This is a genomic window from Streptomyces sp. NPDC107528 (genome assembly GCF_055639295.1).
In genome coordinates this window covers 16,926-42,403 of the sequence record NZ_JBVKAV010000016.1, presented here as the reverse complement: position 1 = coordinate 42,403, position 25,478 = coordinate 16,926, and the positions used below count along the sequence as shown (strand labels likewise).

Genomic DNA, 25,478 nt, shown 5'->3' with positions numbered 1-25,478 from the left:
TCAATTTCCGGGCCACGCGGGATTCCCCTGACTGTTCTGGCGGGTGTCCTGCGGGTTCGACTGCGATGTCTTCTGCGAGCGCGCCCGGTGCCAGCGTCCGAGCAACCCCTCCGGGACCTCTTCCGACGTGAGCGCGAAGACGAGATGGTCGCGCCAGGCTCCGTCGATGTGGAGATATCGCGGACGGAGCCCCTCCTCGCGGAATCCGAGTTTCTCGACGACCCGGCGGCTGGGCCCGTTCTCGGGGCGAATGCAGACCTCGATGCGGTGCAGACCAACGGTGCGGAAACAGTGGTCCACCACGAGCGCCACAGCGGTCGGCATGACCCCGCGGCCCGCCACCGCCTCGTCCACCCAGTAGCCGACGTGTCCCGAACACATCGAGCCCCAGGTGATGCCGGCGACCGTCAACTGCCCCACCAGCCGCCCCTGGTACTCGATGACGAACGGCAGCATCCGGCCCGAGTGCGCCTCGGACCGCAGATGCCGGACCATCTGGCGGTAGGTCGGCCGGTGCGTGATCGGTCCGCTGGGCGTGGGCGGCGGAATGGTCGCCTCCCAGGGCCGCAGCCAGTCCCGGTTGCGCCGGTTGACCTCGCGCCAGGCCCGTTGGTCGCGCATCTTTATCGGCCTCAGGACGACATCGCCGTCCCTCAGCACGACGGGCCAGGATGGGCTGTTCAGCTCGCACCCCCGCTGCTGGGTCTGGAGTGGTCGCCGCCGCGGATCTGGTCGACGGCGTGGGTCAGCAGGGGTTCGAGGACGGCCAGTCCGTCCTTCACTCCGCCGCTGGAGCCGGGCAGGTTGATGATCAGTGTGCGTCCGGCGACTCCGGCGAGCCCCCGGGACAGTGCCGCCGTGGGCACCTTGTCCCGTCCGAACGCCCTGATCGCCTCGGCGATGCCCGGCACCTCGAAGTCGAGGAGGGCGCGGGTCGCCTCGGGGGTGCGGTCGGTCGGCGAGATGCCGGTGCCGCCGGTGGTCACGATGACGTCGTACCCGGCGTCGACTCCGGCGCGCAGCGCTGCCTCCACCGGGTCCCCGTCCGGCACGATCTGCGGCCCCTCGACCTCGAAGCCGAAGCCCTTCAGGCCCTCGGCGATCAGCGGGCCGCCCTTGTCCTCGTAGACCCCGGCGGCAGCCCGGTTGGAGGCGGTGACCACAAGAGCGCGATACATCATGCCCGGCTCCAGTCGCCCGACTTGCCGCCCGTCTTCTCCTCCACCCGTACGTCCGTGATGACCGCTCCCTTGTCGACCGCCTTCACCATGTCGATCACGGTGAGCGCGGCGACGGAGACCGCGGTGAGGGCCTCCATCTCGACGCCCGTGCGGTCCGTCGTCTTCACGGTGGCCAGGATCTCCACCGCGTCGTCCGCGACCGACAGGTCCAGTTTCACACCGGACACCGACAACGGGTGGCACAGCGGGATCAGGTCCGGTGTGCGTTTGGCGCCCATGATGCCCGCGATACGCGCGGTGGCGAGGGCGTCGCCCTTGGGTACCCCCTCGCCGCGCAGCAGCTCGACCACGCGGGGCGAGACGAGGACGCGTCCGCTGGCGCGGGCGGTGCGCGCGGTCACGTCCTTCCCGGAGACGTCGACCATGCGGGCCGCGCCCGCGTCGTCGATGTGCGTCAGCCGCTGCTGCGTGGGGCGGTCGTGCTCATGGGGTCCGGGGGTCTCCCCCCGGGAAGGCACAGTCATGATCGTGTGGCGCTCCCGGTCCGGGCCCGTCGCGGTGCGGCGCACGGGCCTGCTGTGCGCGACACGGTATCGCGGGCCGGGGCCCCTCAGCGGAGCAGGACCATCTCGACCTCGGTGCCGGGCTCGACGCTCTCCACGTCCTCCGGGACGACGATCAGCGCATCGGCGTGCGCGAGGGCGGCGATCAGATGGGATCCGGCGCCGCCGACCGGCCGCACCTCGCCGTCGGCGTACGTCCCGCGCAGGAACTGTCTGCGTCCCTTGGGAGAGCTCAGCGCCTTGTCCGCGGCGAGGGTCGCCGTCAGCCGCGGCCGGTGGACGTCCTCCAGGCCCATCAGAGTGCGGATCGCGGGGCGCACGAACAGCTCGAAGGAGACGTACGACGACACCGGGTTGCCCGGGAGCGCGAGCAGCGGGGTGTGGTCGGGGCCGATGGAGCCGAAGCCCTGAGGCTTGCCGGGCTGCATGGCGAGCTTGCGGAAGTCGATGCCGCTGCCGGCCTCGTCCTCGTCGCCGACGTGCGACAGCGCCTCCTTGACGACGTCGTACGCCCCGACGCTCACGCCGCCGGTGGTGACCATGAGATCGGCGCGCACGAGCTGGTCCTCGACGGTGGACCGGAGGGTCTCGGCGTCGTCGGCGACGGCGCCCACGCGGTAGGCGATGGCGCCGGCGTCACGGGCCGCGGCGGTGAGGGCGAAGCTGTTGGAGTCGTAGATCTGGCCGCTGCCCAGGGCCTCGTCGGGCTGGACGAGTTCGCTGCCGGTGGACATGACGACCACGCGCGGGCGCGGGCGCACGCGCACCGTGCCGCGTCCGATCGCGGCGAGCAGGGCGATCTGGGGCGGCCCGAGGACCGTGCCCGCTTCGAGCGCGCGGTCGCCCGCCTTGACGTCGCTGCCCTTCGCGCGCACATGCGCGCGTGCCTCGGCCGGCCGGTGGATGTGCACCTGGCCCCGGGCGCCCTCGGGGGCCAGGCTGCGGGCGCGCATCCCGGTCACCGGGCCCTCGCCGAGGCCGCCGTCGGTCCACTCCACGGGCACGACCGTCTCGGCGCCGGGCGGCAGCGGGGCGCCGGTCATGATGCGGGCGGCCTGGCCCGGGCCCACGTGGAGCAGGTCGGCCTGGCCCGCCGCGACGTCCCCGACGACCTCCAGGACCGCCGGGAACTCCTCGCTCGCGCCCGCGACATCCGCGACCCGCACCGCGTACCCGTCCATGGAGCTGTTGTCGAACGGTGGCAGGGAGACCGGCACCGTGACGTCGTCGACCAGGACACAGCCCTGGGCGTCGAGCAGTTGCAGCTCGATGGGTTCGAGGGGGCGGACGGTCGCGAGGATGTCCTCCAGGTGTTCGTCCACCGACCAGAGGTGGTCCTGGCCGGCGGGGCGGGGCGCGGCGGCGGTGCTCAACTCGCTACATCTCCTCGGCTACGTAACTGCGAAGCCAGGTCCGGAAGTCCGGGCCCAGGTCTTCACGTTCGCATGCGAGTCTGACAATGGCACGCAGGTAGTCGCCACGGTCGCCGGTGTCATAGCGGCGGCCCTTGAAGACGACGCCGTGCACCGGGCCGCCGACCTTCTCGTCCTGCGAGAGCTGCTGGAGGGCGTCGGTGAGCTGGATCTCACCGCCGCGGCCCGGCTCGGTCTTGCGCAGTATGTCGAAGATGGCCGGGTCGAGGACGTAGCGGCCGATGATCGCGTAGTTGGACGGGGCGTCCGCCGCGGCCGGCTTCTCGACGAGGTCGTGCACCTTGACCACGTCGCCGTCGTCGGTGGGGTCCACGGCCGCGCAGCCGTAGAGGTGGATCTGCTCGGGCGCGACCTCCATCAGCGCGATGACGCTGCCGCCGTGCTGCTCCTGCACCTCGACCATCCGCTTGAGCAGCGGGTCGCGCGGGTCGATCAGGTCGTCGCCGAGGAGGACGGCGAAGGGCTCGTGGCCGACGTGCGGAGCGGCGCACAGGACGGCGTGGCCGAGGCCCTTGGGGTCGCCCTGGCGGACGTAGTGCATCGTCGCGAGGTCGCTGGACTCCTGCACCTTGGCGAGCCGGCCGGCGTCACCCTTCTTCTGAAGAGCGGACTCCAGCTCGTAGTTGCGGTCGAAGTGGTCCTCCAGCGGGCGCTTGTTGCGGCCCGTGATCATGAGGACGTCGTCGAGGCCTGCCGATACGGCCTCTTCGACCACGTACTGGATCGCCGGCTTGTCGACGACCGGCAGCATCTCCTTGGGAGTGGCTTTGGTGGCCGGCAGGAAGCGGGTACCTAGGCCCGCTGCGGGGATGACAGCCTTGCTGATCCGAGGGTGCGACTGAGTCATGCCCGACACCATATCCGGTGCCTTTGCAGTGAATCTGAGGCTCCGGTTAATTCACTCTCATATGAGCGCATTAGGAAGGGTACGGGTGCGACCAGTGACTCACTCCGGACGTCCGGCCGAGACTGACAAGCGAACATTGCGGCGAGAATTCATCTCGGTGAGAAACAGGTTGACGGCCGATGACCTGCGAGAAACCGCGGCCGCGCTGGCGGTTCGGGCGCTGGAGCTGCCCGAGTTGGCGCTCGCGCGCGTGGTGGCCGCGTACGTCTCCGTGGGGAGTGAACCCGGCACGCTCGCGCTGCTCGACGCGCTGCGCGCCCGGGGCGTACGCGTCCTGCTCCCCGCCCTTCTGCCCGACAACGACCTCGACTGGGGTGCCTACTTGGGGGAGGACTCCCTCGCCCGCGTTCAACACGGCGGGAAGATGGCCCTCTTCGAGCCCGCCGGCGAACGCCTCGGCCCGGACGCCGTGACCGGCGCCGACGTCGTGCTGCTGCCGGGCCTTGCGGTCGACGCGCGCGGGATGCGTCTGGGGCGCGGGGGTGGGTCGTACGACCGCGTCCTGGCCCGCCTCGAAGGCGCTGGGGCGCATCCCGCGCGCGTGGTGCTGCTCTACGACTCCGAGGTCGTCGAGCACGTCCCCGCGGAGCCGCACGATCGTCCGGTGGACGCGGTGGTGACGCCGTCGGGGGTGCGCAGGTTCCGCGCGGCCTGAGTCCTTTCAGGCCGCGGTGCCGCACAGGCGAAGGGCCCTCCACGCGTGCGTGGAGGGCCCTTTCGGCGTTCGCCTTCGGCCGTGCGCCGTCAGCGGGTCACGGCTTGAGCACCAGGGTGTCGCTCGTGCTCTCGTCGACGGCGTCGTTCGAGAAGGACCAGTCGAGCAGTTCGCCGTCGGCCCACTTGTCCGTCTGGTCGGTGTAGTGGGCGTTGTAGGCGTGCCCGGAGGCACCGGTGAGGTTGATCCACTTCGACTTGTCGAGGTCGCCGAGGTTGACCACCATCCGCATCGACGGCACCCAGACCACGCCGTAGCCGCCGGCCGCGTTCCAGCCGCTGGCGTTGACCGTGGCCTCGCCGCCGCTGAGCTTCCAGGGGCCGCGGTTGAGGGCGTACTGGAGGAACCCGGGGCCGTCGGTGCCGAGTGTCTGGTTCTTCAGGAACAGACGGTGCAGCCGGCCCCAGCTCCAGGTGTCGATGTCCTTGCCGAGCTTGGCGGTCAGCTCCCAGCGGGCGTCGATCATGGCGCGCTTGAACAGGCCGTCACGGTCGGTGGCCGCGGGGCGGGTGCCGTTCTTCGGCGTCGTCCACCAGTCGCTCTTCTCGTCGTCCATGAGGCTGCGCACGACCTCGAACCAGCGGTCGCCGCCGTCCGGCTGCGCCTGGTCGGCGTCGCGCTCACCGCACTCACGGACCTTTTTCGCGTCGTCCGCGGGCCCGGTGGTGTTGACCGGGTCGACCCATAGACACTGGCCCTTGACCCGCAGCTCCATGGGCAGCTTGTTGCCGAAGGCGAGCTTGAGGATGTTGCGCCAGACCGAGTTGAAGTAGGCGGCGGCCGCCGAGTCGGCGTCCTGGGTGTAGTCCCAGCCCTCGAGGAGTTCCTGTGCCTCGCGAACGTCGTCCGCGTCCCGGACCGTCTTGTCGTCGATGTCGATCTTCAGCAGCTTGGGCACCAGCAGCTTGGCGATCTCGCTGCTGTTGTCGAGCTGCATCTGGCGCATGTCTTCGGTGGAGATCTTGCCGCCGTCGTCGATCTTCGACTGGATCAGGTCGGTGATGCGCTGGCTGCGGGCGCCGTAGCCCCAGTCCGTGGTGAGCGTGTAGGGGTACTTGGCCTTGTCGACCACCGCCTGGTTGGCGGTGACGATGTAGCCGCGGGACGGGTTGTACTCGTACGGCAGCTCGTCGTCGTCGATGTAGCCGGTCCAGCGGGACTTGGAGTCCCAGCCGGGCGCGGGGACGGAGCCGTCGTAGCCCTGCGGGCGGGTGGGGATCTTGCCGGGCAGCGTGTAGCCGATGTTGCCCTCGGTGTCGGCGTAGATCAGGTTCTGCGAGGGCACGTCGAACAGGGCGCCCGCGGCGCGGAAGTCGTTCCAGTTCTTCGCTTTGTCCATGGCGAAGACGGCGTCCATGGTGGTGCCCGCCTGGAGCGCGGTCCAGCGCAGCGAGATGCCGTAGCCGTCGCCGCGGTCGGGGGCGGCGGTGTCGACGGTGGCCTTCTTGCCGGCCTTCACCAGCTCGCTGCTGCGGTCGGACAGCAGCGGTCCGTTGCCGGTTTCGCGGACGACGATCTTCTTGGGGGCACCGCCGGCGACCTTGATGGTCTCCTCGCGCTTGGTGAACGGTCGCGTCTTGCCGTCGTACAGGTAACCGTCGCCGGAGAGCTTCTCCAGGTAGAGGTCGGTGACGTCGACACCGGAGTTCGTCATGCCCCAGGAGATGTTCTGGTTGTGGCCGATGACCACGCCGGGCATGCCCGCGAAGGTGTAGCCGCTGGCGTCGTACTGGCACTTGCTGGAGACCGAGCGGCAGTGCAGGCCCATCTGGTACCAGACGGACGGCAGCGAGGCCGACAGGTGCGGGTCGTTGGCCAGGAGCGGCTTGCCGGTGATGGTGTACTCCCCGCCGACCACCCAGGAGTTGGAGCCGATGCCGTTGCCGTTCACGCCGACGGCGGTCGGCAGATCGTCCAGGGCGTCCTGGAGGCCCGACAGCTGGCTCTGCAGGCCGGCGCCGTCCGAGCCGGCGGCCGTGCCCGTGCCGCTCGTGGAGCTGTCGGCGGAGGAGCCCGCGCCGGGCGTGGAGCCCTGCTCGAAGGTCTTGGTGACCTCGTCGTACTGGCCCGCCTGGACGATCGTCTTGTTCCGGCCGTAGGGGTAGTCCGGGTATAGGTCCTGGATCTCCTTGGGGCCCAGGCGGCTGGTCATCAGGGCGCGGTCGATCTCGTCCTGCATGTTGCCGCGCAGGTCCCAGGCCATCGCCTTCAGCCAGGCGATCGAGTCGACCGGGGTCCACTTCTGCGGCTTGTAGTCGTTGGCGAACCCGAGGGCCGCGTACTCCAGGGAGATGTCCTTGTTGGCCTTGCCCTCCAGGTAGGCGTTGACTCCCTTGGCGTACGCCTGGAGGTACTTCTTGGTGGAGGGGGACAGCGTCTTCTCGTACTCCTCCTCGGCCACGCGGTTCCAGCCCAGGGTGCGCAGGAACTCGTCGTTGTCGACCTGGCTCTTGCCGAACATCTCCGACAGGCGCCCGGAGGTCATGTGGCGGCGCACGTCCATCTCGTAGAACCGGTCCTGCGCCTGGACGAAACCCTGTGCCATGAACAGGTCCTCGTCGGAGGAGGCGTAGATCTGCGGGATGCCGTAGCCGTCGCGCTTCACGTCGACGGGCCCGGACAGCCCGTCGAGCGTTATCGACCCCTTGGTCTGCGGGAAGGAGGCGCGCACGGTGCTGATGGACCAGTACGCCCCGCCGGTGACGCCCGCCACGACGGCCAGGACCAGCACGATGACGAACAGGCGGGCTCTGCGCCCCTTCTTCCTGCCGGACTTGCCGGGCTGCTGACCCGTGGAGGCGGTGGTGTTGGGGGGCATCGCTGTCCTTGCTGTCCTAACGCGAGCGGCAGGCGGTCCTGGAGTGCTGGAGCAACCATAGGCGCAGGGCCCGCTTCACCTTGACGCGGAGTGGGGAACCAGCGCGGACGGACGTTCGATCATGCCTGCCCGAGTGTCAAGAAATCGTCAAGAGTTAGGTAAGGTAACGAAGTAGTTGGGTGCGGAGAACCGCCACTTCGTGTCCTATGTACATGAGCCCGCGCGCGCGTGCGTGCGAGCCAGGGAAGGGAACGGCCGCTGACTGTCCACGACCTCAACCAGCTCCTGCTCGTCTGCTCGCTAGTCCTGCTCGTCGCCGTCGCCGCGGTCCGGATCTCCTCGCGCAGCGGGCTCCCCAGCCTGCTCGTGTACCTGGGGATCGGCGTCCTCATGGGCCAGGACGGGATCGGCGGCATCAGCTTCAACGACGCCGAGCTGACCCAGGTCATCGGGTACGCGGCGCTGGTCGTGATCCTGGCCGAAGGCGGTCTGGGCACGAAGTGGAAAGAGATCAAGCCGGCACTTCCGGCCGCCACCGCGCTGGCCCTGGCCGGGGTCTCGGTGAGCGTCGGGGTCACGGCGGCGGCCGCGCACTACCTGGTCGGGCTGGAGTGGCGGCAGGCGCTGATCATCGGGGCGGTCGTCTCCTCGACCGACGCCGCCGCGGTCTTCTCGGTGCTCCGGCGGATTCCCCTGCCCTCGCGCGTGACCGGCACCATGGAGGCCGAGTCGGGCTTCAACGACGCCCCTGTGGTCATCCTGGTGGTCGCCTTCTCCACACACGGCCCGATCGAACACTCGTACGTGCTGCTGGGCGAGATACTGCTGGAGCTGGCCATCGGCGCCGCCATCGGCCTCGCGGTGGGCTGGCTGGGCTCCTGGGGCCTGCGGCACGTGGCGCTGCCGGCCTCCGGTCTCTACCCGATCGCCGTCATGGCCATCGCCGTCGCCGCCTACGCGGCCGGCGCCATGGCGCACGGCAGCGGGTTCCTCGCCGTCTATCTCGCCTCCATGGTGATGGGCAACGCGAGACTGCCGCACTGGCCGGCCACGCGCGGGTTCGCCGACGGGGTCGGCTGGATCGCACAGATCGGCATGTTCGTCCTGCTCGGCCTCCTGGTCACCCCGCACGAGCTGGGCGACGACATCCTGCCCGCGCTCGTCATCGGGCTGGCGCTGACCATGGTGGCCCGCCCGCTGAGCGTCGTCCTGTGCCTGACGCCCTTCGGCGTCGCCTGGCGGGAGCAGGCCCTGATGTCCTGGGCCGGCCTGCGCGGCGCCGTGCCCATCATCCTGGCCACGATCCCCATGGTCGGCGGCGTCGAGGACAGCCGCCGCATCTTCAACATCGTCTTCGTCCTGGTCGTCGTGTACACCCTGGTCCAGGGTCCGACCCTGCCCTGGCTGGCCCGCAAGCTGCACCTGAGCAGGGGGCCCGAGGCCGACGACCTCGGCATCGAGTCGGCGCCGCTGGAGCGGCTTCGCGGGCATCTGCTGTCCTTCGTGATCCCCGACGGCTCGAAGATGCACGGGGTCGAGATCAACGAGCTGCGGCTGCCGGCCGGGGCCGCCGTCACGCTCGTCGTCCGCGAGGGAAAATCGTTCGTTCCGCTGCCGACCACGGTACTGCGGCACGGGGACGAACTGCTGGTCGTCGCCACGGACCCGGTACGGGACGCCGCCGAGCGCCGACTGCGCGCCGTGGGCGCCGGGGGCAAGCTGGCCGGGTGGCTGGGGACGAACGGCACGACCTGAGGGGGCGGCCCGAGGGGCGACCTGAGGCACGGCTGGAGAGGGCCTGCCCAATCGCAGGTGGAGCGCTACGTAGTGCTCATTTTCACAGGATCAACGGCCGCTTTCCCCTGTACTATGCAGGAGCACCCAGATCGAACCAACTCTGCCTGACGCAGAGCTGGCGCGACCGTATGGCGGCCGGACGTCCTTCCTCAAGTGGGTTCCGGCATCTACCGCAGTTCCGCGCAAGAGGACAGCTCTCGGCGCCGCCCCCCACCCGTAGGGGCCGCGCTACCAGGTGGCAGAAAGGCACGGGCCGTGGCATCCACGGTCACCACCGAGCCGTCGAAGGACGCGCCCGCCTCCTCCCGCCCGGGATACGGACAGCTGCTGCGCACCCGCGGCGCCTGGACGTTCCTGCTCCCCGGCTTCGCGGCCCGCCAGCCCTTCGCGATGCTGACCATCTCCATCGTGCTGCTCGTGCAGCACACCACGGGTTCGTACGGTGTGGCGGGCGCCGCCGCAGCCGTCACCGGCGTCTCCATGGCACTGTTCGCGCCCTACAGCGGCCGCCTCGCCGACCGCTACGGCCAGCGCACCGTCCTGATCCCCGGCGTCCTGCTGCACACCCTGTCCGGCCTGACCCTGACGACGCTCGCCCTGACCGACGCGCCCCTGTGGGCCCTGTTCGTCGCCGCCGTGCCCACCGGCGCCTCGGTGCCGCAGGTCGGGCCCATGGTGCGGGCCCGCTGGGGCGTGAAGCTCCAGGGCTCCCCCCTGATGACGACGGCCGCCGCCTTCGAGTCGGTCACCGACGAGCTGACCTTCGTCGTCGGCCCGCTGTTGGCCACCGCCCTGTGCACCGCCGTCGACCCGGCCGCGGGCCTGATCACGGAGGCCTCGCTCACGCTGCTCGGCGGTCTGCTGTTCGCTGCGCAGAAGAGCACGCAGCCTTCGGTCGCCGCCGTAGGGCACACGCGTGTGGAGCACGCTTCCGCGCTGCGCATCCCCGGCGTGCGCGTACTGATCGTGACCTTCCTCGGCATCGGCTCCGTCTTCGGCGGCATGCAGGTCTCGCTGGCCGCCTTCTCCGAGTCGATCGGCGAGCCCGGCCTGAACGGCGTCCTGTACGGCACCTTCGCCGCGGGCAACATGCTCTCCGGCATCGCCTGCGGAGCCATCGCCTGGAAGGTGGCCCCGCAGCGCCGCCTCCTCGTCGGATACGCCGCCCTGGCGCTCACCGCGTCCGGCCTGTGGGCCGCGCACTCGGTGCTGGTCCTGGCCGGCCTCGGTCTGCTCGTCGGCATGTGCATCGCACCCGCGCTGATCACCGGCTACACGCTGGTCGAGAGCCTGGTCCCGGCCGGCGCCCGCACCGAGGCCTTCACCTGGCTCACGGGTGCGGTCGCGCTGGGCCAGGCCGCCGCCGTGACCGTCGCCGGTCAGCTGGAGGACCGCTTCTGGGGCGGCGCCGGGTTCCTGGTGCCGATGGGCGGCACCCTGCTGGCCCTGGCGACCCTGGTGGCACTGCGCTCCCGGCTCGAGACACGGTCCGGCAGCCGCACGGTCGCACGTGGCGTGGGTCACCGCGTGCCGGTGGCAGTGGACTGAGCGGCTGGAATACGTCACTATGGACCGTCGTTAGCACTCATCGAGTGAGAGTGCCAGGAGGAAGACAGTGCCCACCTATCAGTACCAGTGCACCGAGTGCGGCGAGGGTCTCGAAGCGGTGCAGAAGTTCACCGACGACGCCCTGACCGAGTGCCCCGACTGCCAGGGCCGCCTCAAGAAGGTGTTCTCCGCGGTCGGCATCGTCTTCAAGGGATCCGGCTTCTACCGGAACGACAGCCGCGGCTCCTCGTCGAGCAGCTCGCCGGCGTCGTCGAAGTCGTCGACGTCCTCCTCGTCCGACTCGTCCTCCTCCTCGTCGTCTTCGTCCTCCTCGGACTCGAAGCCGTCGAGCGCCGGCACCTCCTCCAGCAGCTCCGCCGCGTAGGACTCATTCCTTACGGGACCCTGTCGTCATCCGGCGACGGGGTCCTCGGCTTTGCGGGTGCGGTTAGGGTGCGGGCATGGCGAACAAGGCGAACGTGGAACTCGGCGTGATCGGCGGCTCCGGCTTCTACTCGTTCCTCGACGACGTGACCGAGATACAGGTGGACACCCCGTACGGGCCGCCCAGCGACTCCCTCTTCCTCGGCGAGATCGCCGGCCGGCGGGTCGCCTTCCTGCCCCGTCACGGACGCGGCCACCATCTGCCGCCGCACCGGATCAACTACCGGGCCAACCTGTGGGCGCTGCGCTCGCTCGGCGCACGCCAGGTGCTCGGCCCGTGCGCGGTGGGCGGACTGCGCCCCGAGTACGGACCGGGCACGCTGCTGGTGCCGGACCAGCTGGTCGACCGTACGAAGACCCGGGTGGGGACGTACTTCGACGGACTGCCGCTGCCCGACGGCGCCGTCCCCAACGTGGTGCACGTGTCCCTGGCCGACCCCTACTGCCCCACCGGACGTGCGGCCGCGCTGAAGGCGGCGCGGGGGCGGGACTGGGAGCCGGTGGACGGCGGCACGCTGGTCGTCGTGGAGGGGCCCCGCTTCTCGACCCGTGCCGAATCGCTGTGGCACCAGGCGCAGGGCTGGTCGGTGGTGGGCATGACCGGCCACCCCGAGGCGGCGCTCGCCCGTGAACTGGAGCTCTGCTACACCTCGTTGACGCTGGTCACCGACCTGGACGCGGGAGCCGAGACCGGCGAGGGCGTCTCCCACGACGAGGTGCTGCGGGTGTTCGCGGCGAACGTGGACCGGCTGCGGGGCGTGCTGTTCGACGCGGTGGCCGCGCTGCCGGCGAACGACGAGCGGGACTGCCTGTGCACCAAGGCGCTGGGCGGGATGGATCCGGGGTTCGAGCTGCCGTAGGGGAGCTCCTGCCGCAGGGGACCCCGACCGCAGGGGGTGGGCGGGAGGGCGGAACTCCTCCTTCGGGCGAGGGAGTTGTCCACAACCGGTCGGTAGTCCACGGCCTCCGGCGGGCGGCGGCGCGATGTCTCATCGTGGCTTCACAATCCGTTCCGTCGTCGCAGGTGGTGGTCCACGTGTCCGTTGCTCCCTCGCCCCGTTCGCAGCTCTCCCCTTCTCCCCCTTCTCCCTTCCCCGCTGCTCCGCTCCCGCTGGGCACGGACGCGCCCGCCGGCCGCGAGGTGCCGCACTTCGCCCCGGTGCGGGTGCGCGGCGGGCGGTACCGGCTGCGCCGTCTGGTACGACAGCGCAGGCGGGCCGTGGCGGCGGGGCTCGCGGTCACCGCGGCGGCGCTCGTGGCGGCGGGCCCGGGTGAGGCCGACCGGGCGCGAGGGCATCCGGCTCCTGAGCCGGTCCGCCAGCACCGGGCCGCGGAAAGGGCGCGTGCCGTCGAGACGGTGTCCGCGCCGGTGCGGATCTCCGACGGTGCCACCGTGCGGCTGCTGCGGCCCGGCGACCGGATCGACGTGATCGCCGCGGAGGAGAGCGTGGCGGGCAGCGACGCCCGGGTGGTCGCGCGCGGGGCGCGGGTGACCGAGGTGCCGGAGCTGCTGGACGCCGCGAGCGAGAGCGGGGCGCTGGTCGTGCTGTCGGTGCCGCGCTCCACCGCGGCACGCCTCGCGGGCGCGAGCGCTACGGCACGGCTGGCGGTGACACTGTGCTGAGCCGGGTCGCACATGTCGTGCGCATGACGCTGGACGCCCTGTCAAGTCGCTCGTTCAGGTGGACTGATTGGACAGGATGGCCCAGCCCTGACGTAGGTTGCGGAGCTGTTCGTTCCACAACCTGCGTCTGCGAGGAGAGGCTCCGCGGTGAGCGAGAAGAAGGATCCGGGCATCTGGGACGGCTTCAAGGCCTTCCTGATGCGCGGGAACGTCGTCGATCTGGCGGTAGCGGTGGTCATCGGCGCCGCGTTCACCAACATCGTCAACGCGGTGGTGAAGGGGATCATCAACCCGCTGGTCGGAGCGATCGGCACCAAGAACCTCGATCACTACAGCTCGTGCCTGAGCTCGACGTGCGAGGGCGAGCAGGGCATTCAGATCCTGTGGGGGACCGTCCTCGGCGCGGCCCTCAGCTTCGTGATCACCGCGGCCGTCGTCTACTTCCTGATGGTCCTGCCCATGGCGAAGTACCTGGCCCGCGTGGAGGCCCGCCGCAAGGCCAAGGAGGGCGCCCAGGAGGTCATGGAGGTGACCGAGCTGGAGGTGCTCAAGGAGATCCGCGACGCGCTGGTCGCCCAGCACGGCTCGGGGCACAACCAGCAGTAGGGGCTCAGAGGTGGTGGGGCGGCTTCTCGTCGAGGAAGCGCTTCAGGTCGGCCGCGCTGTCGCCGCCGGTACCGGGCCGCTCGCCCCACCCACGGTCCGTGTCGTCCGAGGACTGCTGGTCCAGCGGATCGTCGAAGACCAGCGCGGGCTTCGGCTCGCGCGGCTCGGGGGCGGCAGGGGCGGTGCTCATACGCCCAGGGTACGGCCCGCGCGGCGATGACCCCCTCCCTCGCACACGGGTGATCTCCTACGGGAGAAATTCCCCGCTCCATCTGCTGTGCTTGTCCTCATGACGTCCAGTTCCACTCCCGCGTCGGGCTCTCCCCGCCCACCCGGACACCGCCGCCCGCTGCGCAGGCTCACCGCCCGTGGCCGGGGTGAGGAGCACCGGGTCGCCACTCCGCTGGAGCTCTTCTTCGACCTGTGCTTCGTCGTGGCCATCGCCCAGGCGGGCATCCAGTTGGTGCACGCGGTCGCCGAGAGCCACGCGGGCCAGGGGATCCTCGACTACGCGATGGTCTTCTTCGCCATCTGGTGGGCGTGGATGAACTTCACCTGGTTCGCCTCCGCCTACGACAACGACGACATCCTCTACCGGGTCGTCACCCTGATCCAGATCGCCGGTGTGCTGGTCCTGGCGGCCGGTGTCTCGCGGGCGTTCGAGGAGCACGAGTACCTGGCGGTGCTGATCGGCTATGTGATCATGCGGCTGGCCCTGGTGGGGCAGTGGCTGCGGGTGGCCCGGTCGAGTTCGGGGCCGGAGCGGAGAATGGCCCTGCGGTACGCCGGCGGCGTGCTGCTGTGTCAGATCGGCTGGGTGGGCCTGGTGGTCCTGCCCGAGGACGTCCGGCCCTGGTGGTTCCTGGCGATGGCGATCCTGGAGATGTGCGTGCCTCCGTTCGCGGAGCGGGACCACCCCACGTCCTGGCACCCGCATCACATCGCCGAGCGGTACGGGCTGTTCACGATCATCGTGCTCGGCGAGACCATCGCGGCGGCCACGGTGGCGGTGAAGACCGGCATCGACGAGAACGACGCCCTGGGCGACGTGCTGCCGATCGCCGCGGGCGGGCTGCTGATCATCTTCGCCGCCTGGTGGATCTACTTCGTGGTGCCGATCCACGGCCATCTGCGCTCCAACAGACAGGCGTTCCTGTGGGGCTACGGCCACTACGTGGTCTTCGCGTCGGCGGCCGCGATCGGCGCGGGTCTGGAGGTGGCGGTGGAGCAGACCGTGGGCAAGGCGCACATCTCGACGCTGGCCGCGTCGGCCGCGGTGACCCTGCCGACGGCGCTCTATCTCCTGACGGTCTGGGTGCTGCACTCGCGTTACTTCAAGGTGGGCATCTCCCAGCAGCTGGTGCTGCCGACCGCGGCGCTGCTGGTGATCTGCTGCACGTTCCTGGGCGATTGGGCGGTGCTCGTGGCCGGCATCGTCACGGCGCTGGCGGTGGTGACCGGGGAGACGCTGACGGCCCGTAGGGCAGCCCGAGGGTACGGGGCGACGGCGGAGACGCCGCTCGCCTGACACGTGAGGCCGGCCGGGCGCCGGGCGCCCCACCGGCCCCGTCTGGCCGGACTTCACGGGCCCGCACCGGTGGCTGGACGAGACTGGGCCCATGACAGTTGACGCACTGACAGATGTCGCCGGGCTGCGGGTGGGGCACGCGACGCGCACCGGCGACGGTTGGCTGACCGGCACCACGGTCGTCCTGGCGCCAGAGGGCGGGGCCGTCGCCGCCGTGGACGTACGCGGCGGCGGTCCCGGCACCAAGGAGACGGACGCCCTCGATCCGCGCAACCTCGTGCAGAAGGTCGAGGCGATCGTGCTGACGGGGGGCAGCGCGTACGGGCTGGACGCGGCGTCCGGGGTGATGGCCTGGCTGGAGGAGCAGCGGCGCGGGGTGCGGGTCGGGGTGGACCCGGCGCATGTCGTGCCGGTGGTCCCCGCAGCCTGTGTCTTCGATCTCGGGCGGGGCGGCGACTTCCGGGCGAGGCCTGACGCGGCCGTCGGGCGGGCAGCGGTCGAGGCGGCCGCGGCGAGCGAACCCGGCGATCCGGTGCGGGAGGGCTGTGTGGGCGCCGGCACGGGGGCGACGGTGGGTCCGATCAAGGGCGGGATCGGCACCGCGAGCGTCGTCCTCGACTCGGGGATCACGGTGGCCGCGCTGGTGGTGGCGAACGCGGCGGGGTCGGCCGTGGATCCCGAAACCGGGGTCCTGTACGGGGAGTTGTTCCAGGGGCGCGTGGACTACCCGGAGGAGAGCGTCCACGAGGCCGCGCGCCTGAGCCTCGCCGACATCGCGGCGAAGAACGCGCCGCCCCCGCTCAACACCACGCTCGCCGTGGTCGCCACCGACGCGGACCTGACGAAGGCGCAGGCGCAGAAGCTGGCAGGCACTGCGCACGACGGCATCGCACGGGCCGTACGGCCGGTGCATCTGCTCAGCGACGGGGACACCGTGTTCGTGCTGGCCACCGGAGAACGCCCGCTGGACGCCGGGCGGCCCCTCGCGCTGAACGAGCTTCTCGCGGCGGGCGCGGACACGCTGACGCGGGCGATCGTGCGGGCCGTGCGGGCGGCTGTGCCGGTGGACGGGCCGGGTGGAGTGTGGCCGTCGTACGGGGAGTTGTACGGGGAACGGTGACGGGCAGGGGTAAGAGAGACCGGTAATGGGGACCGGTAACGGAGCCTCCCGTGCGGGCGCCGCGGGCGATTGTCCCGGTTGTGTCACGTGATGGCGTTCACGGCGCACGTTGGGAACCCGGTCCCGTGGCGGTGGCCTCTTCCACCGTGGAACGGAACGGATCCCGCAGATCGCATGAAGATGGAGTATCTCGTGACTACGCCGGACATAGCAGCGCGGCGCGCAGTGGGGGCCTGTGCCGCCCTGATGATCGGCGCTCTGACGCTCACCGCCTGCGGTGGGAGCGCCAACGCCGACCACGAGGACGGAAAGGGCGGCAGTGACTCGTCCAGGACTTCCGCAGCGCAGATCGCGATCTCGGCGAAGGACGGCTCGACAGGGGCGTCGATCAACTCGACCGGCGTCAAGGTCAGCGACGGCAAGCTGACCGAGGTGAAGATGACGGTGGCCGGGAGCGGGCAGGCCGTACCGGGCTCCCTGGGCGCCGACGGGGTCAGCTGGAAGCCGAAGGAGCAGCTGGAGCGGGGGACGAAGTACCAGATTTCGGCCACCGCGAAGGACGCCGACGGGCGCAGTGCTGCGGCCGACTCGACCTTCACGACCGTGTCCAAGGACAACAGCTTCATCGGGACGTACACGCCCGACGACGGCACCACGGTCGGCGTCGGCATGCCGGTGTCGTTCAACTTCGACAAGGCGATCAGCAACCAGAAGGACGTGCAGTCGCACATCTCCGTCACCTCCAGCAGCGGCCAGAAGGTGGTCGGGCACTGGTTCAACGGGCAGCGGCTCGACTTCCGGCCCGAGGAGTACTGGAAGGCCGGCTCCAAGGTCACCATGAAGGTCGACCTGGACGGCGTCGAGGGCGCGAACGGCGTCTACGGCGTCCAGAGGAAGACGGTCACCTTCACCATCGGTCGCTCGCAGGTCTCCACGGTCGACGTCAGCAAGCAGACGATGACGGTCGTGCGCGACGGCAAGACGGTCAAGTCGGTGCCGATCTCGGCGGGCAGCTCGGAGTTCGCCACCTACAACGGGCAGATGGTGATCTCCGAGAAATACAAGAAGGTCCGCATGGACAGCCGCACGGTCGATCTCGCCAACGCGTACGACATCAAGGACGTGCCGAACGCGATGCGGCTGACGCAGTCGGGGACCTTCCTGCACGGCAACTACTGGTACAACCAGGGCAACCCGCCATTCGGCCGCCAGGGCACCAGCCACGGCTGCGTCGGTCTGCAGGACATGAGGGGCGGGCAGGGGGACACCCCCGCCAAGTGGTTCTACGACAGCTCGATCCTCGGTGACGTGGTGATCGTCAAGAACTCCCCCGACAAGACCGTGACGCCGGACAACGGACTCAACGGCTGGAACATGTCGTGGAACGAGTGGGTCGCGGGCAGCGCTGCCTGACCCCCTGAAGTACCGTCCGAGCAGGGATTCTTGACAGTTCATCGGGCCGCGCGGGAACTTCTCGCGCGGCCCTCGCGTTTTACCGGACGTACGTTTTCTCGGTTCCCGGACATGATGTCCGACCGAGGGGCTACGGTATGCACCCACAAGGTGACATGCAGCAACGCCGGGAGAAACCTTGAGCGTTCCGTACGAGACGGCAGCGTACGAACCACCCGAGTCGCCGGAGTCTCCGGAGGAGCACCTCGCGCGACTCCTCGGCCGTGCCCTGAACTCGTTCGAGCTGCCCGACGAGACGATACGGCGGCTTGACTGTGCGCTGGCTCACGACAGCTCGCTGCACTCCGCGCACCACAGCGCGGGGCTGCATCGCGAGACGTACCGGCACACCTGGCTGCTCGCCGACGGGTCGGCGCTCACGCTGTGGGAGCTCGTCCACAACACCGCGCGGGGCCGCGCCGCTCAGCACGAGGTGTACGTCGACGAGGAGGAGCTGCGCGCCGCGACCGGGCGGCTGCCGCTGCCGCCGGACGCGCCGGACTTCGAGCTGCCCGTGACGGTGCAGCTGTCGCCGATCCCCGCGCCCCGGCACGCGTATGTGCCGGACGATTCGGCGGACCACGCGCGCCGGCTGCTGCGCCGCGCGGAGAACCCGGACCGGCCGGACGCGGCCACGGCCGCGCTGCTGACCACTGCGTGCGCACACCAGATCACCCAGGCCTTCGGCCGCCCCGGCCGCTCGGGCCGCCCCGGACTCTGCTTCTCGCTCTACGAGCACGCCTTCCTGCTCCGCGACGGGCAGGAAATCTCCCTCTGGGAGGTCGAGCACACGGCGACACCCGACGGCCGTCACATGTGCGAGGTGTACACCAGCGAGGACACGGCGCGCGCCGCGATGGAACGGCGGGCTGCGCAGGTGCCGTAGGGGGTGCGGGGGCCGCGGGAGCGGCGCGGGCACCGGGAACGGCGGGCTCAGGTGCCGTAGTGGGTGCGGGAGCGGCGCGGGCACCGGGAACGGCGGGCTCAGGTGCCGTAGTGGGTGCGGGAGCGGCGCGGGCACCGGGAACGGCGGGCTCAGGTGCCGCTGGTGGCGAGCGCGAGTGCCGCATGCGGCGGGGTCAAGGGCCGCACGTATTGCGGGCGCCGACGGGCTCAGGTTCCGGAGCGCCGTGCACGCCCCCGCTGGTGGCGTGCACAAGTGCCGCACACGACGGGCCCAAGAGACGGAAGCGCGGCGAGTTGGCAAGCTCAGGTGCCGCACACGACGAGCCCCGGGCCACACGCACGGCGAGGCGCAGAGAACGGGCGGGCGCGGGTGCCCCACTCGGGGGCCCGAGAGCCGCAGACACCGCGGACACCGCGGACGGCAGGCGCAGATGCGGAAGCAGCGAGCACGGCCCCGATGGTGTCGAGCGCAGGCCACGAGCGGCGGAGGTGCCGCAGGCGGGGCGCGCCGTCGAGCCAAGTGCCGCAGGCACCGCGAGCGCAGGTGCCGCGAGCGGTCGGGCTGAGCGCCGGTGTACCGCCGGGTCCGGCCAACCGGCGTGACCCTTCAGGCGGCGTGGCTCTTCAGGCGGCGCAGCCGGTCAGCGGCTGTCGTCGAGTTGGCGTACCAGGCCGGCGAAGGCGTCCAGTTCGGCCGGGGTCAGTTCCACGGCTTCCTGGGCGGGGGCGGTCTGCCGCTGGTGCGGGAGGCCGGGGAGTGCCCCGGGGGTGGCCTCGGGGCGGGTGCGGCGCAGGAGGCGGGCCAGCCCCATCACCCACAGCACGGCCGCCAGGGCGAGGACGACCGGGCCCAGCAGCTGGATGATCGAGACGTTCTCAGGCATACGCTCCAGTAGACAACACGGTCCGGGCCATTGGGCCCGGACCGTGACGTATATCGCAGGTGCCGTGAACAACTCACAGTGCGCCAAAGGGAACAAGCTGGAGGCCTGGCCCGTGGAGGGCTTATGCCGGCACCGGCTGCTTCGCCTCCGTGATCGTGGCCGCCGAGGGCTCCGAGGACGCGGCGCCCTCCGGGGTCGTCCTGCGCATGCCCTTCAGGGCGATGACCAGGCCCGCCGTGACCGCCGTACCGGCCGCGATGGCCAGCAGGTACAGGAACGGCTTGCCGATCAGGAAGGTGACCCAGATGCCGCCGTGCGGGGCGCGCAGAGTCGAGCCGAAGGCCATGGTCAGCGCGCCGGTGACCGCGCCGCCCGCCATGGAGGCGGGGATCACGCGCAGCGGGTCGGCCGCCGCGAACGGGATCGCGCCCTCGGAGATGAAGGAAGCGCCGAGGACCCAGGCGGCCTTGCCGTTCTCGCGCTCGGCAGTGGTGAACAGCTTCTTGCGGATCGTGGTGGCGAGGGCCATGCCGAGCGGCGGGACCATGCCGGCGGCCATCACTGCGGCCATCACCTTCATCGCAGAGTCGCTGGGGTCCTGCACGGCGATACCGGCGGTGGCGAAGGCATACGCGACCTTGTTGACCGGGCCCCCCAGGTCGAAGCACATCATCAGGCCGAGCAGGATGCCGAGCAGGACGGCGTTGGTGCCGGAGAGGCCGCCAAGCCAGTCCGTCATTGCCTTCTGAGCCTCGGCGATGGGCTTGCCGATCACCACCAGCATCAGGAAGCCGACGATCATCGACGAGATCAGCGGAATCACGACCACCGGCATGATGCCGCGCAGCACCGGCGGGATCTTGATCCGTTGGATACCGAGGACCACGCCACCGGCGATCAGACCGGCGGCCAGACCACCGAGGAAACCGGCGTTGATTTCGGCAGCGATCATGCCGCCGACGAAGCCCGGGACGAGACCTGGCCGGTCCGCCATGCCGTATCCGATGTACCCGGCGAGGACGGGGATCAGGAAGCCGAAGGCGACGCCACCGATCTGGAACAGCAGCGCAGCCCAGCTGTCGACCTGGAGCCAGTCGAAGTGCTCGGTGACCGGCTGGGCCTTGTCGATCTCCCAGCCGCCGATCGCGAACCCGAGGGCGATCAGCAGACCGCCCGCCGCGACGAACGGGACCATGTAGCTCACGCCGGACATCAGCCACTTGCGCAGCTTGGTGCCGTAGCCCTCGCCGGGCTCGCCCGTGCGCTCGACCGGCGTGCCGCTGCCGGGCCGGGCGGCCGCGGTGGTCTCGCCGCGCTCCGCCTTGGCGCGGACCTCGGAGATGAGTTCGGCGGGGCGGTTGATGCCCGCCTTCACTCCGACGTCGACGGTCGGCTTCGCGGCGAACCGGTCCTTTTCCCGTACGGCCACGTCGTGCGCGAAGATCACGCCGTCCGCCGCCGCGATGACCGCCGGGTCTAGCCGGGTGAAGCCGGCCGAGCCCTGCGTCTCGACGACGAGTTCGACGCCGGCGTCGCGGCCCGCGTTCTCCAGGGACTCGGCCGCCATGTAGGTGTGGGCGATGCCGGTCGGGCAGGAGGTGACGGCGACGATCCGGAAGGGGCGGTCAGCGCCGGGAGCGTCGGAGGAGGAGGTACCCGTGGCGTCGTCGGCGGAGGCCGCCACCGACGACGCCACGGAGTCTTGGGAGGCTCCGGAGCCTTGGGAACCGGCGGTGTCGGCCGACCCCTCCGCCTGGACCGCCCCTTCCGCCTCGTGCTCCTCCCCCCGGATCAGCGCCGCCGCCGACGCCGCATCCCCCGCCGCCCGCAGCGCGTCCGTGAACTCGGGGTTCATCAGCTGCCGGGCCAGCGACGACAGGATCGTCAGGTGGGCGTCGTCCGCGCCTGCCGGAGCGGCGATCAGGAAGATCAGGTCGGCAGGGCCGTCCGCGGCGCCGAAGTCGATGCCGGCGGCGCTGCGCCCGAAGGCGAGCGTCGGCTCGGTGACGTGCTCGCTGCGGCAGTGCGGGATGCCGATGCCGCCGTCGAGGCCGGTCGGCATCTGTGCCTCACGGGCGGCGACGTCGGCGAGGAAGCCCTCCAGGTCGGTCACCCGGCCCAGGGCCACCATGCGCTCGGCGAGGGCGCGCGCCGCCGCGTCCTTGGTGTCGGCGGACAGGTCGAGATCGACCAGGTCCGCGGTGATCATGTCGCTCATCGCGGGCTCCTTCGCACGCGTATCGCCCTGAGAGTCTGGTGGGCGGTGAAGGGGACGGGGGTGCCGTGGGGGGCGGCATGAATGCGGTGGGGGGAGGCGGGGACAGAGGAGGCGAGGTCGGGGAGAACCCGCCTCCCCCGGGCGGCAGAGCGGCTCAGGTTGCCCTGCCGTCCGTCGGTGGCCGTGAGTAACGCCGAGCCTTGCCGGTCACGGTTCGGATCGGCAAGAACTATGACAACCGCGACATTCGTCATGCCGCCGGCTCCTTCAGTACGCGGTCCACCGGCACCTCGGCCGTGACCGTCACCGCGGTCGGGTCCAGATCGGCCGGCGAGGGCATCACGCTGCCGGGCAGCTGTACGGCTGCCGCACCGTGCGCGACGGCGGAGGCCAGCGCCTCGGGCCCGGCTCCCCCGGCGATCAGAAAGCCGGCGAGGGAGGAGTCGCCGGCACCGACATTGCTGCGTACGACGTCCACGCGCGCGCTGCCGAACCAGGCGCCCGAACCGTCCACGAGCAGCTGCCCGTCGGCGCCCAGGCTCGCCAGTACGGCGCCGGCGCCCATCGCGCGCAGCTCCTCGGCGGCCTTCAGCGCGTCGCCCACGGTGGTCAGGGGGCGCCCGACGGCCTCCGAGAGTTCCTCGGCGTTCGGCTTCACCACGTCGGGCCGGGCACGCAGCGCTTCGAGGAGGGCACGGCCGGAGGTGTCCAGCGCGATCCGTGCGCCGCCCGCGTGCGCCCGGGTGACGACATCGGCGTACCAGGACGGGGCGAGCCCCCGGGGCAGGCTGCCGCAGCAGGCGATCCAGTCGGCGTCGCGCGACTGCTCGCGGACCGTCTCCAGAAGGAGTTCCTGCTCGGCGGCCGACAGCTCGGGGCCGGGCGCGTTGATCTTCGTCAGTACGCCGTCCGACTCCGCGAGCGCGATGTTGGACCGGGTGGCGCCGGCGACCGGTACCGGCGCGACCTCGATGCCCTGCGCGTCGAGCAGGTCGGCGACGAGCGCGCCGGGCGCGCCGCCCAGGGGCAGGACCGCGACCGTGCGCTGCCCGGCGGCCGTGACGGCGCGCGAGACGTTCACGCCCTTGCCGCCCGGGTCCATGCGCTCGCCGGTGGCGCGTATGACCTCGCCGCGGTCGAGGGCCGGGACCTCGTAGGTGCGGTCCAGGGACGGGTTCGGGGTGACGGTGAGGATCATGCGCGCACTACTTCCGTGCCGCCGCGCTCGATCGCGGTGGCGTCTTCGGGGCTCAGCCCGCTGTCGGTGATCAGCAGGTCCACATCGCTCAGGTCACCGAAGCGGGCGAAGTGCTCCTGGCCGTGCTTGGAGGAGTCGGCGAGCAGCACCACGCGGCGGGCCGCGGCCACCGCGGCGCGCTTCACGGCGGCCTCGGCGAGGTCCGGGGTGGTCAGACCGTGCTCGGCGGAGAAGCCGTTGGCCGCGACGAACAGGACGTCGGCGCGGATCTCGCCGTACGCACGCAGCGCCCAGGCGTCCACGGCGGCGCGCGTACGGTGCCGTACCCGCCCGCCGACCAGGTGCAGCTGGATGCCGGGGTGGTCCGCGAGGCGGGCCGCGATGGGCAGGCTGTGCGTGACGACGGTGAGGGACGCCTCCAGCGGCAGCGCGGCGGCCAGGCGGGCCACCGTCGTACCGGCGTCGAGGATCATCGTGCCCTCGGTCGGCAGCTCGGCGACGGCCGCCTTGGCGACCCGGTCCTTCTCGTCGGCCGCCGTCGACTCGCGCTCGGCGAGATCCGGCTCGAAGTCCAGGCGCCCGGCCGGGATCGCGCCGCCGTGCACTCGGCGAACGAGTCCGGCGCGGTCGAGGGCCTTCAGGTCGCGGCGGATCGTCTCTGCCGTGACCTGGAATTCCTCGGCCAGCGACAGGACGTCCACTCGGCCGCCGTCACGGGCGATGCGGAGGATCTCCTGCTGCCGCTCCGGTGCGTACATGTCCGTTCGCCTCCGAACTGTGCCCGAACTTGTGGTTTCAGCGGGAGGCTACGCCTGGATTTCCGGAAAGTAAACAGGTTCGGGCCCAATCGGGCATGAACGGGAATGCCGAGGGGCCCGGCACCGAAGTGCCGGGCCCCTCCCCCGCTCTCGGGCTCCGCTCCGAGGTTCCGCCGGGCGGTCCCGCTCTCAGGGCACCAGCACGGGCTCCTTCTCCGATGCCGGCGACGGCTCCTCCCCCGCTCCCTCGACGTGCTGCGCGGGCCGCTTCGGCAGCGCGAACATCAGCAGGAAGATGACGGCCATCACCGCGGCCACCCAGCCCAGCGCGTGCTGGAAACCGTCCACGAAGGCCGCGCCCACCGCCGGACGCTGCGCCGCTTCGGCCAGCTGATCGTCGATGACGCCGAAGAAGACGACGGACACCAGGCCGAGGCCGAGCGCGTTGCCCATCTGCTGCACGGTGTTGATCAGGCCCGACGCCGAACCGGAGTGCTCGCGCGGTACCTCCGACAGGATCGCGTCCGTCAGCGGGGCCACGATCAGGCCCATGCCGACACCCATGACGATCAGGGGCAGGGCCATCTGCCAGGGCGCGATGGACAGGCCGTAGCGCTCGGACTCCCAGATGTAGAGCAGGACACCGAGCGCCATCACCAGCGCGCCCGCCTGCAGCACCATGCGGCCGAAGCGCGGCACCAGTGCCTGCACGGACATGCCGGCCGCCACCGAGACCGCGATCGAGAAGGGGATCCCGGTCAGGCCCGCCTTGAGCGGGCTCCAGCCCAGCCCGAACTGCATGTACATCGTCCAGACCAGGAAGAAGATGCCGAGCGCCACACCGAACACGGTCTGCACCGCGATGCCCGCCGCGAAGCTCTTCACCTTGAACAGCGACAGTTCGACGAGCGGGGAGCCGTCGCGGCCGGCCTTGCGCCTCTCGTACGCCACCAGCACCGCGAGGACGACGAGCGCGCCCGCCATCGACACGTACCCCCACAGCGGCCAGCCCAGCTCACGGCCGCGGGTCAGCGGGTACAGCAGCATCAGCAGGCCGAGCGTGACGAGGGCGACGCCGACCAGGTCCAGCTTCAGGGCCTTCGGCGCCTTGGACTCGGTGATGTAGCGGCTGCCGAGGATCAGGCCCGCGATGCCGACCGGGAGGTTGATGAGGAAGATCGGGCGCCATTCGAGGCCGAACAGGTTCCACTCCGTGAGCAGAGCGCCGAGCAGCGGGCCGGTGACCGCGCCGAGTCCCACGACCGCTCCGAACAGGCCGAAGACCTTGCCGCGTTCGTGCGCCGGGAACGTGGCGTGCACGATCGACAGGACCTGCGGGACCATCAGCGCCGCCATCGCGCCCTGCAGGATGCGGGACGCGACCAGCATCTCGGGGTTCGCCGCGAAGCCGCACAGCGCCGAGGCGATGGTGAAGCCGCCGATGCCGATGAGGAACAGCCGCTTGCGGCCGTGGATGTCGCCGAGACGGCCACCCGTGATCAGACCCGCGGCGAAGGCGAGCGCATAACCGGCGGTGATCCACTGGATCTGGCTGAAGCTCGCGCCGGCCTCCCGCTGGATCGAGGGGATGGCGATGTTGACGATCGTGACGTCGACGAGGTCCATGAAAGCCGCGGTCATCACGATCGCCAGAGCGAACCATCGGCGGCGGTCGCCTGGGGCGGGCTGAGGTGTGGGTGACGTTTCGGAGGAGGTCATGCATCGAAGATAGGACCGCATTAGGTCGGATCGTGTCCTACTTGTGGGGGATCCTCGGA

The 25,478-nt window shown here is 70.8% G+C and carries 23 protein-coding genes; 11 read left to right on the top strand and 12 right to left on the bottom strand.

Features of this window, described 5'->3' with window-relative positions; all coding sequences use genetic code 11:
* The 5 genes from ACZ7L5_RS39755 to galU form a co-directional block, all read right to left on the bottom strand.
* Nucleotides 1-621, bottom strand: coding sequence for a GNAT family N-acetyltransferase (locus ACZ7L5_RS39755; RefSeq protein WP_471019445.1), 621 nt, complete (start codon nucleotides 619-621; stop codon nucleotides 1-3).
* 59 nt (nucleotides 622-680) lie between these two features.
* The gene (locus ACZ7L5_RS39750) at nucleotides 681-1,181 is read right to left on the bottom strand and encodes a MogA/MoaB family molybdenum cofactor biosynthesis protein (protein WP_471523353.1); all 501 of its coding nucleotides are present in this window, start codon (nucleotides 1,179-1,181) and stop codon (nucleotides 681-683) included.
* On the bottom strand, nucleotides 1,178-1,705 hold the full coding sequence (moaC, locus tag ACZ7L5_RS39745; RefSeq protein WP_362384511.1) for a cyclic pyranopterin monophosphate synthase MoaC: 528 nt from the start codon (nucleotides 1,703-1,705) through the stop codon (nucleotides 1,178-1,180). The genes ACZ7L5_RS39750 and moaC overlap by 4 nt, the downstream gene beginning before the upstream one ends.
* Before the next feature lie 86 nt (nucleotides 1,706-1,791).
* The gene (gene glp, locus ACZ7L5_RS39740; protein WP_471523352.1) at nucleotides 1,792-3,117 is read right to left on the bottom strand and encodes a molybdotransferase-like divisome protein Glp; all 1,326 of its coding nucleotides are present in this window, start codon (nucleotides 3,115-3,117) and stop codon (nucleotides 1,792-1,794) included.
* Nucleotides 3,118-3,121: 4 nt separating this feature from the next.
* Nucleotides 3,122-4,024 carry a UTP--glucose-1-phosphate uridylyltransferase GalU gene (gene galU / locus ACZ7L5_RS39735; RefSeq protein ID WP_328881077.1) on the bottom strand — a complete coding sequence of 301 codons (903 nt, stop codon included), beginning with the start codon at nucleotides 4,022-4,024 and terminating at the stop codon, nucleotides 3,122-3,124.
* Nucleotides 4,025-4,118: 94 nt separating this feature from the next.
* Between galU and ACZ7L5_RS39730 the strand changes: the two genes are divergently transcribed.
* Nucleotides 4,119-4,739, top strand: coding sequence for a 5-formyltetrahydrofolate cyclo-ligase (locus ACZ7L5_RS39730; protein WP_471523603.1), 621 nt, complete (start codon nucleotides 4,119-4,121; stop codon nucleotides 4,737-4,739).
* Between the two features lie 97 nt (nucleotides 4,740-4,836).
* Here the strand turns inward: ACZ7L5_RS39730 and ACZ7L5_RS39725 are convergent, their stop codons facing one another.
* Nucleotides 4,837-7,617: a penicillin acylase family protein gene (locus tag ACZ7L5_RS39725; RefSeq protein ID WP_471523350.1), complete on the bottom strand. Its 2,781-nt coding sequence runs from the start codon at nucleotides 7,615-7,617 to the stop codon at nucleotides 4,837-4,839.
* Between the two features lie 228 nt (nucleotides 7,618-7,845).
* On the opposite strand from ACZ7L5_RS39725, the gene ACZ7L5_RS39720 reads away from it, so the two are divergent.
* The 6 genes from ACZ7L5_RS39720 (at nucleotide 7,846) to mscL (ending at nucleotide 13,636) form a co-directional block, all read left to right on the top strand.
* Entirely contained in the window at nucleotides 7,846-9,372 is a 1,527-nt protein-coding gene (locus ACZ7L5_RS39720; RefSeq protein ID WP_471523348.1) for a potassium/proton antiporter, read from the top strand.
* Between the two features lie 297 nt (nucleotides 9,373-9,669).
* Nucleotides 9,670-10,962: an MFS transporter gene (locus ACZ7L5_RS39715; protein WP_467479822.1), complete on the top strand. Its 1,293-nt coding sequence runs from the start codon at nucleotides 9,670-9,672 to the stop codon at nucleotides 10,960-10,962.
* A 67-nt stretch (nucleotides 10,963-11,029) separates the two neighbouring features.
* Nucleotides 11,030-11,347: an FmdB family zinc ribbon protein gene (locus ACZ7L5_RS39710; RefSeq protein ID WP_471523346.1), complete on the top strand. Its 318-nt coding sequence runs from the start codon at nucleotides 11,030-11,032 to the stop codon at nucleotides 11,345-11,347.
* Nucleotides 11,348-11,423: 76 nt separating this feature from the next.
* Nucleotides 11,424-12,266, top strand: coding sequence for an S-methyl-5'-thioadenosine phosphorylase (locus tag ACZ7L5_RS39705; RefSeq protein ID WP_471523344.1), 843 nt, complete (start codon nucleotides 11,424-11,426; stop codon nucleotides 12,264-12,266).
* A gap of 176 nt (nucleotides 12,267-12,442) precedes the next feature.
* On the top strand, nucleotides 12,443-13,030 hold the full coding sequence (locus ACZ7L5_RS39700) for a hypothetical protein (RefSeq protein ID WP_471523342.1): 588 nt from the start codon (nucleotides 12,443-12,445) through the stop codon (nucleotides 13,028-13,030).
* Between the two features lie 147 nt (nucleotides 13,031-13,177).
* Nucleotides 13,178-13,636, top strand: coding sequence for a large conductance mechanosensitive channel protein MscL (gene mscL / locus ACZ7L5_RS39695; protein WP_471523340.1), 459 nt, complete (start codon nucleotides 13,178-13,180; stop codon nucleotides 13,634-13,636).
* A gap of 4 nt (nucleotides 13,637-13,640) precedes the next feature.
* Here the strand turns inward: mscL and ACZ7L5_RS39690 are convergent, their stop codons facing one another.
* Entirely contained in the window at nucleotides 13,641-13,826 is a 186-nt protein-coding gene (locus ACZ7L5_RS39690) for a hypothetical protein (RefSeq protein ID WP_362384496.1), read from the bottom strand.
* A gap of 99 nt (nucleotides 13,827-13,925) precedes the next feature.
* Here ACZ7L5_RS39690 and ACZ7L5_RS39685 point away from each other — a divergent pair, with 99 nt between their 5' ends.
* From ACZ7L5_RS39685 to ACZ7L5_RS39670, 4 genes are all read left to right on the top strand, one after another.
* Nucleotides 13,926-15,164 carry a low temperature requirement protein A gene (locus ACZ7L5_RS39685; RefSeq protein WP_471523337.1) on the top strand — a complete coding sequence of 413 codons (1,239 nt, stop codon included), beginning with the start codon at nucleotides 13,926-13,928 and terminating at the stop codon, nucleotides 15,162-15,164.
* Between the two features lie 91 nt (nucleotides 15,165-15,255).
* A complete protein-coding gene (locus tag ACZ7L5_RS39680) occupies nucleotides 15,256-16,284 on the top strand; it encodes a P1 family peptidase (protein WP_471523335.1) in 1,029 nt (342 codons plus the stop codon).
* 192 nt (nucleotides 16,285-16,476) lie between these two features.
* Nucleotides 16,477-17,697, top strand: a complete 1,221-nt coding sequence (locus ACZ7L5_RS39675) for a L,D-transpeptidase (RefSeq protein ID WP_471523333.1) — start codon at nucleotides 16,477-16,479, stop codon at nucleotides 17,695-17,697.
* Between the two features lie 178 nt (nucleotides 17,698-17,875).
* Nucleotides 17,876-18,622 carry a DUF6227 family protein gene (locus ACZ7L5_RS39670; protein ID WP_471523331.1) on the top strand — a complete coding sequence of 249 codons (747 nt, stop codon included), beginning with the start codon at nucleotides 17,876-17,878 and terminating at the stop codon, nucleotides 18,620-18,622.
* A 661-nt stretch (nucleotides 18,623-19,283) separates the two neighbouring features.
* Here the strand turns inward: ACZ7L5_RS39670 and ACZ7L5_RS39665 are convergent.
* The 5 genes from ACZ7L5_RS39665 to ACZ7L5_RS39645 form a co-directional block, all read right to left on the bottom strand.
* Nucleotides 19,284-19,526, bottom strand: a complete 243-nt coding sequence (locus ACZ7L5_RS39665; protein ID WP_328881064.1) for a hypothetical protein — start codon at nucleotides 19,524-19,526, stop codon at nucleotides 19,284-19,286.
* Between the two features lie 121 nt (nucleotides 19,527-19,647).
* A complete protein-coding gene (locus ACZ7L5_RS39660; RefSeq protein ID WP_471523329.1) occupies nucleotides 19,648-21,744 on the bottom strand; it encodes a PTS fructose transporter subunit IIABC in 2,097 nt (698 codons plus the stop codon).
* A gap of 250 nt (nucleotides 21,745-21,994) precedes the next feature.
* Complete coding sequence (gene pfkB, locus ACZ7L5_RS39655) at nucleotides 21,995-22,942, bottom strand: 1-phosphofructokinase (RefSeq protein ID WP_471523327.1); 948 nt, start codon at nucleotides 22,940-22,942, stop codon at nucleotides 21,995-21,997.
* Nucleotides 22,939-23,700: a DeoR/GlpR family DNA-binding transcription regulator gene (locus tag ACZ7L5_RS39650; protein ID WP_471523325.1), complete on the bottom strand. Its 762-nt coding sequence runs from the start codon at nucleotides 23,698-23,700 to the stop codon at nucleotides 22,939-22,941. Before ACZ7L5_RS39650 ends, pfkB begins: the two co-directional genes overlap by 4 nt.
* 189 nt (nucleotides 23,701-23,889) lie before the next feature.
* On the bottom strand, nucleotides 23,890-25,419 hold the full coding sequence (locus ACZ7L5_RS39645) for an MFS transporter (protein WP_471523323.1): 1,530 nt from the start codon (nucleotides 25,417-25,419) through the stop codon (nucleotides 23,890-23,892).
* Between the last annotated feature and the right edge of the window lie 59 nt (nucleotides 25,420-25,478).

Bases quoted from the DNA above. Each gene is read 5' to 3' on its own strand.
- ACZ7L5_RS39660 (WP_471523329.1), bottom strand. From the start codon at position 21,744: ATGAGCGACATGATCACCGCGGACCTGGTCGATCTCGACCTGTCCGCC.
- ACZ7L5_RS39725 (WP_471523350.1), bottom strand. From the start codon at position 7,617: ATGCCCCCCAACACCACCGCCTCCACGGGTCAGCAGCCCGGCAAGTCC.
- ACZ7L5_RS39755 (WP_471019445.1), bottom strand. From the start codon at position 621: ATGCGCGACCAACGGGCCTGGCGCGAGGTCAACCGGCGCAACCGGGAC.
- ACZ7L5_RS39665 (WP_328881064.1), bottom strand. From the start codon at position 19,526: ATGCCTGAGAACGTCTCGATCATCCAGCTGCTGGGCCCGGTCGTCCTC.
- moaC (WP_362384511.1), bottom strand. From the start codon at position 1,705: ATGACTGTGCCTTCCCGGGGGGAGACCCCCGGACCCCATGAGCACGAC.
- ACZ7L5_RS39685 (WP_471523337.1), top strand. From the start codon at position 13,926: ATGACGTCCAGTTCCACTCCCGCGTCGGGCTCTCCCCGCCCACCCGGA.
- ACZ7L5_RS39705 (WP_471523344.1), top strand. From the start codon at position 11,424: ATGGCGAACAAGGCGAACGTGGAACTCGGCGTGATCGGCGGCTCCGGC.
- ACZ7L5_RS39650 (WP_471523325.1), bottom strand. From the start codon at position 23,700: ATGTACGCACCGGAGCGGCAGCAGGAGATCCTCCGCATCGCCCGTGAC.
- pfkB (WP_471523327.1), bottom strand. From the start codon at position 22,942: ATGATCCTCACCGTCACCCCGAACCCGTCCCTGGACCGCACCTACGAG.
- ACZ7L5_RS39645 (WP_471523323.1), bottom strand. From the start codon at position 25,419: ATGACCTCCTCCGAAACGTCACCCACACCTCAGCCCGCCCCAGGCGAC.
- galU (WP_328881077.1), bottom strand. From the start codon at position 4,024: ATGACTCAGTCGCACCCTCGGATCAGCAAGGCTGTCATCCCCGCAGCG.
- ACZ7L5_RS39690 (WP_362384496.1), bottom strand. From the start codon at position 13,826: ATGAGCACCGCCCCTGCCGCCCCCGAGCCGCGCGAGCCGAAGCCCGCG.
- ACZ7L5_RS39680 (WP_471523335.1), top strand. From the start codon at position 15,256: ATGACAGTTGACGCACTGACAGATGTCGCCGGGCTGCGGGTGGGGCAC.
- ACZ7L5_RS39750 (WP_471523353.1), bottom strand. From the start codon at position 1,181: ATGATGTATCGCGCTCTTGTGGTCACCGCCTCCAACCGGGCTGCCGCC.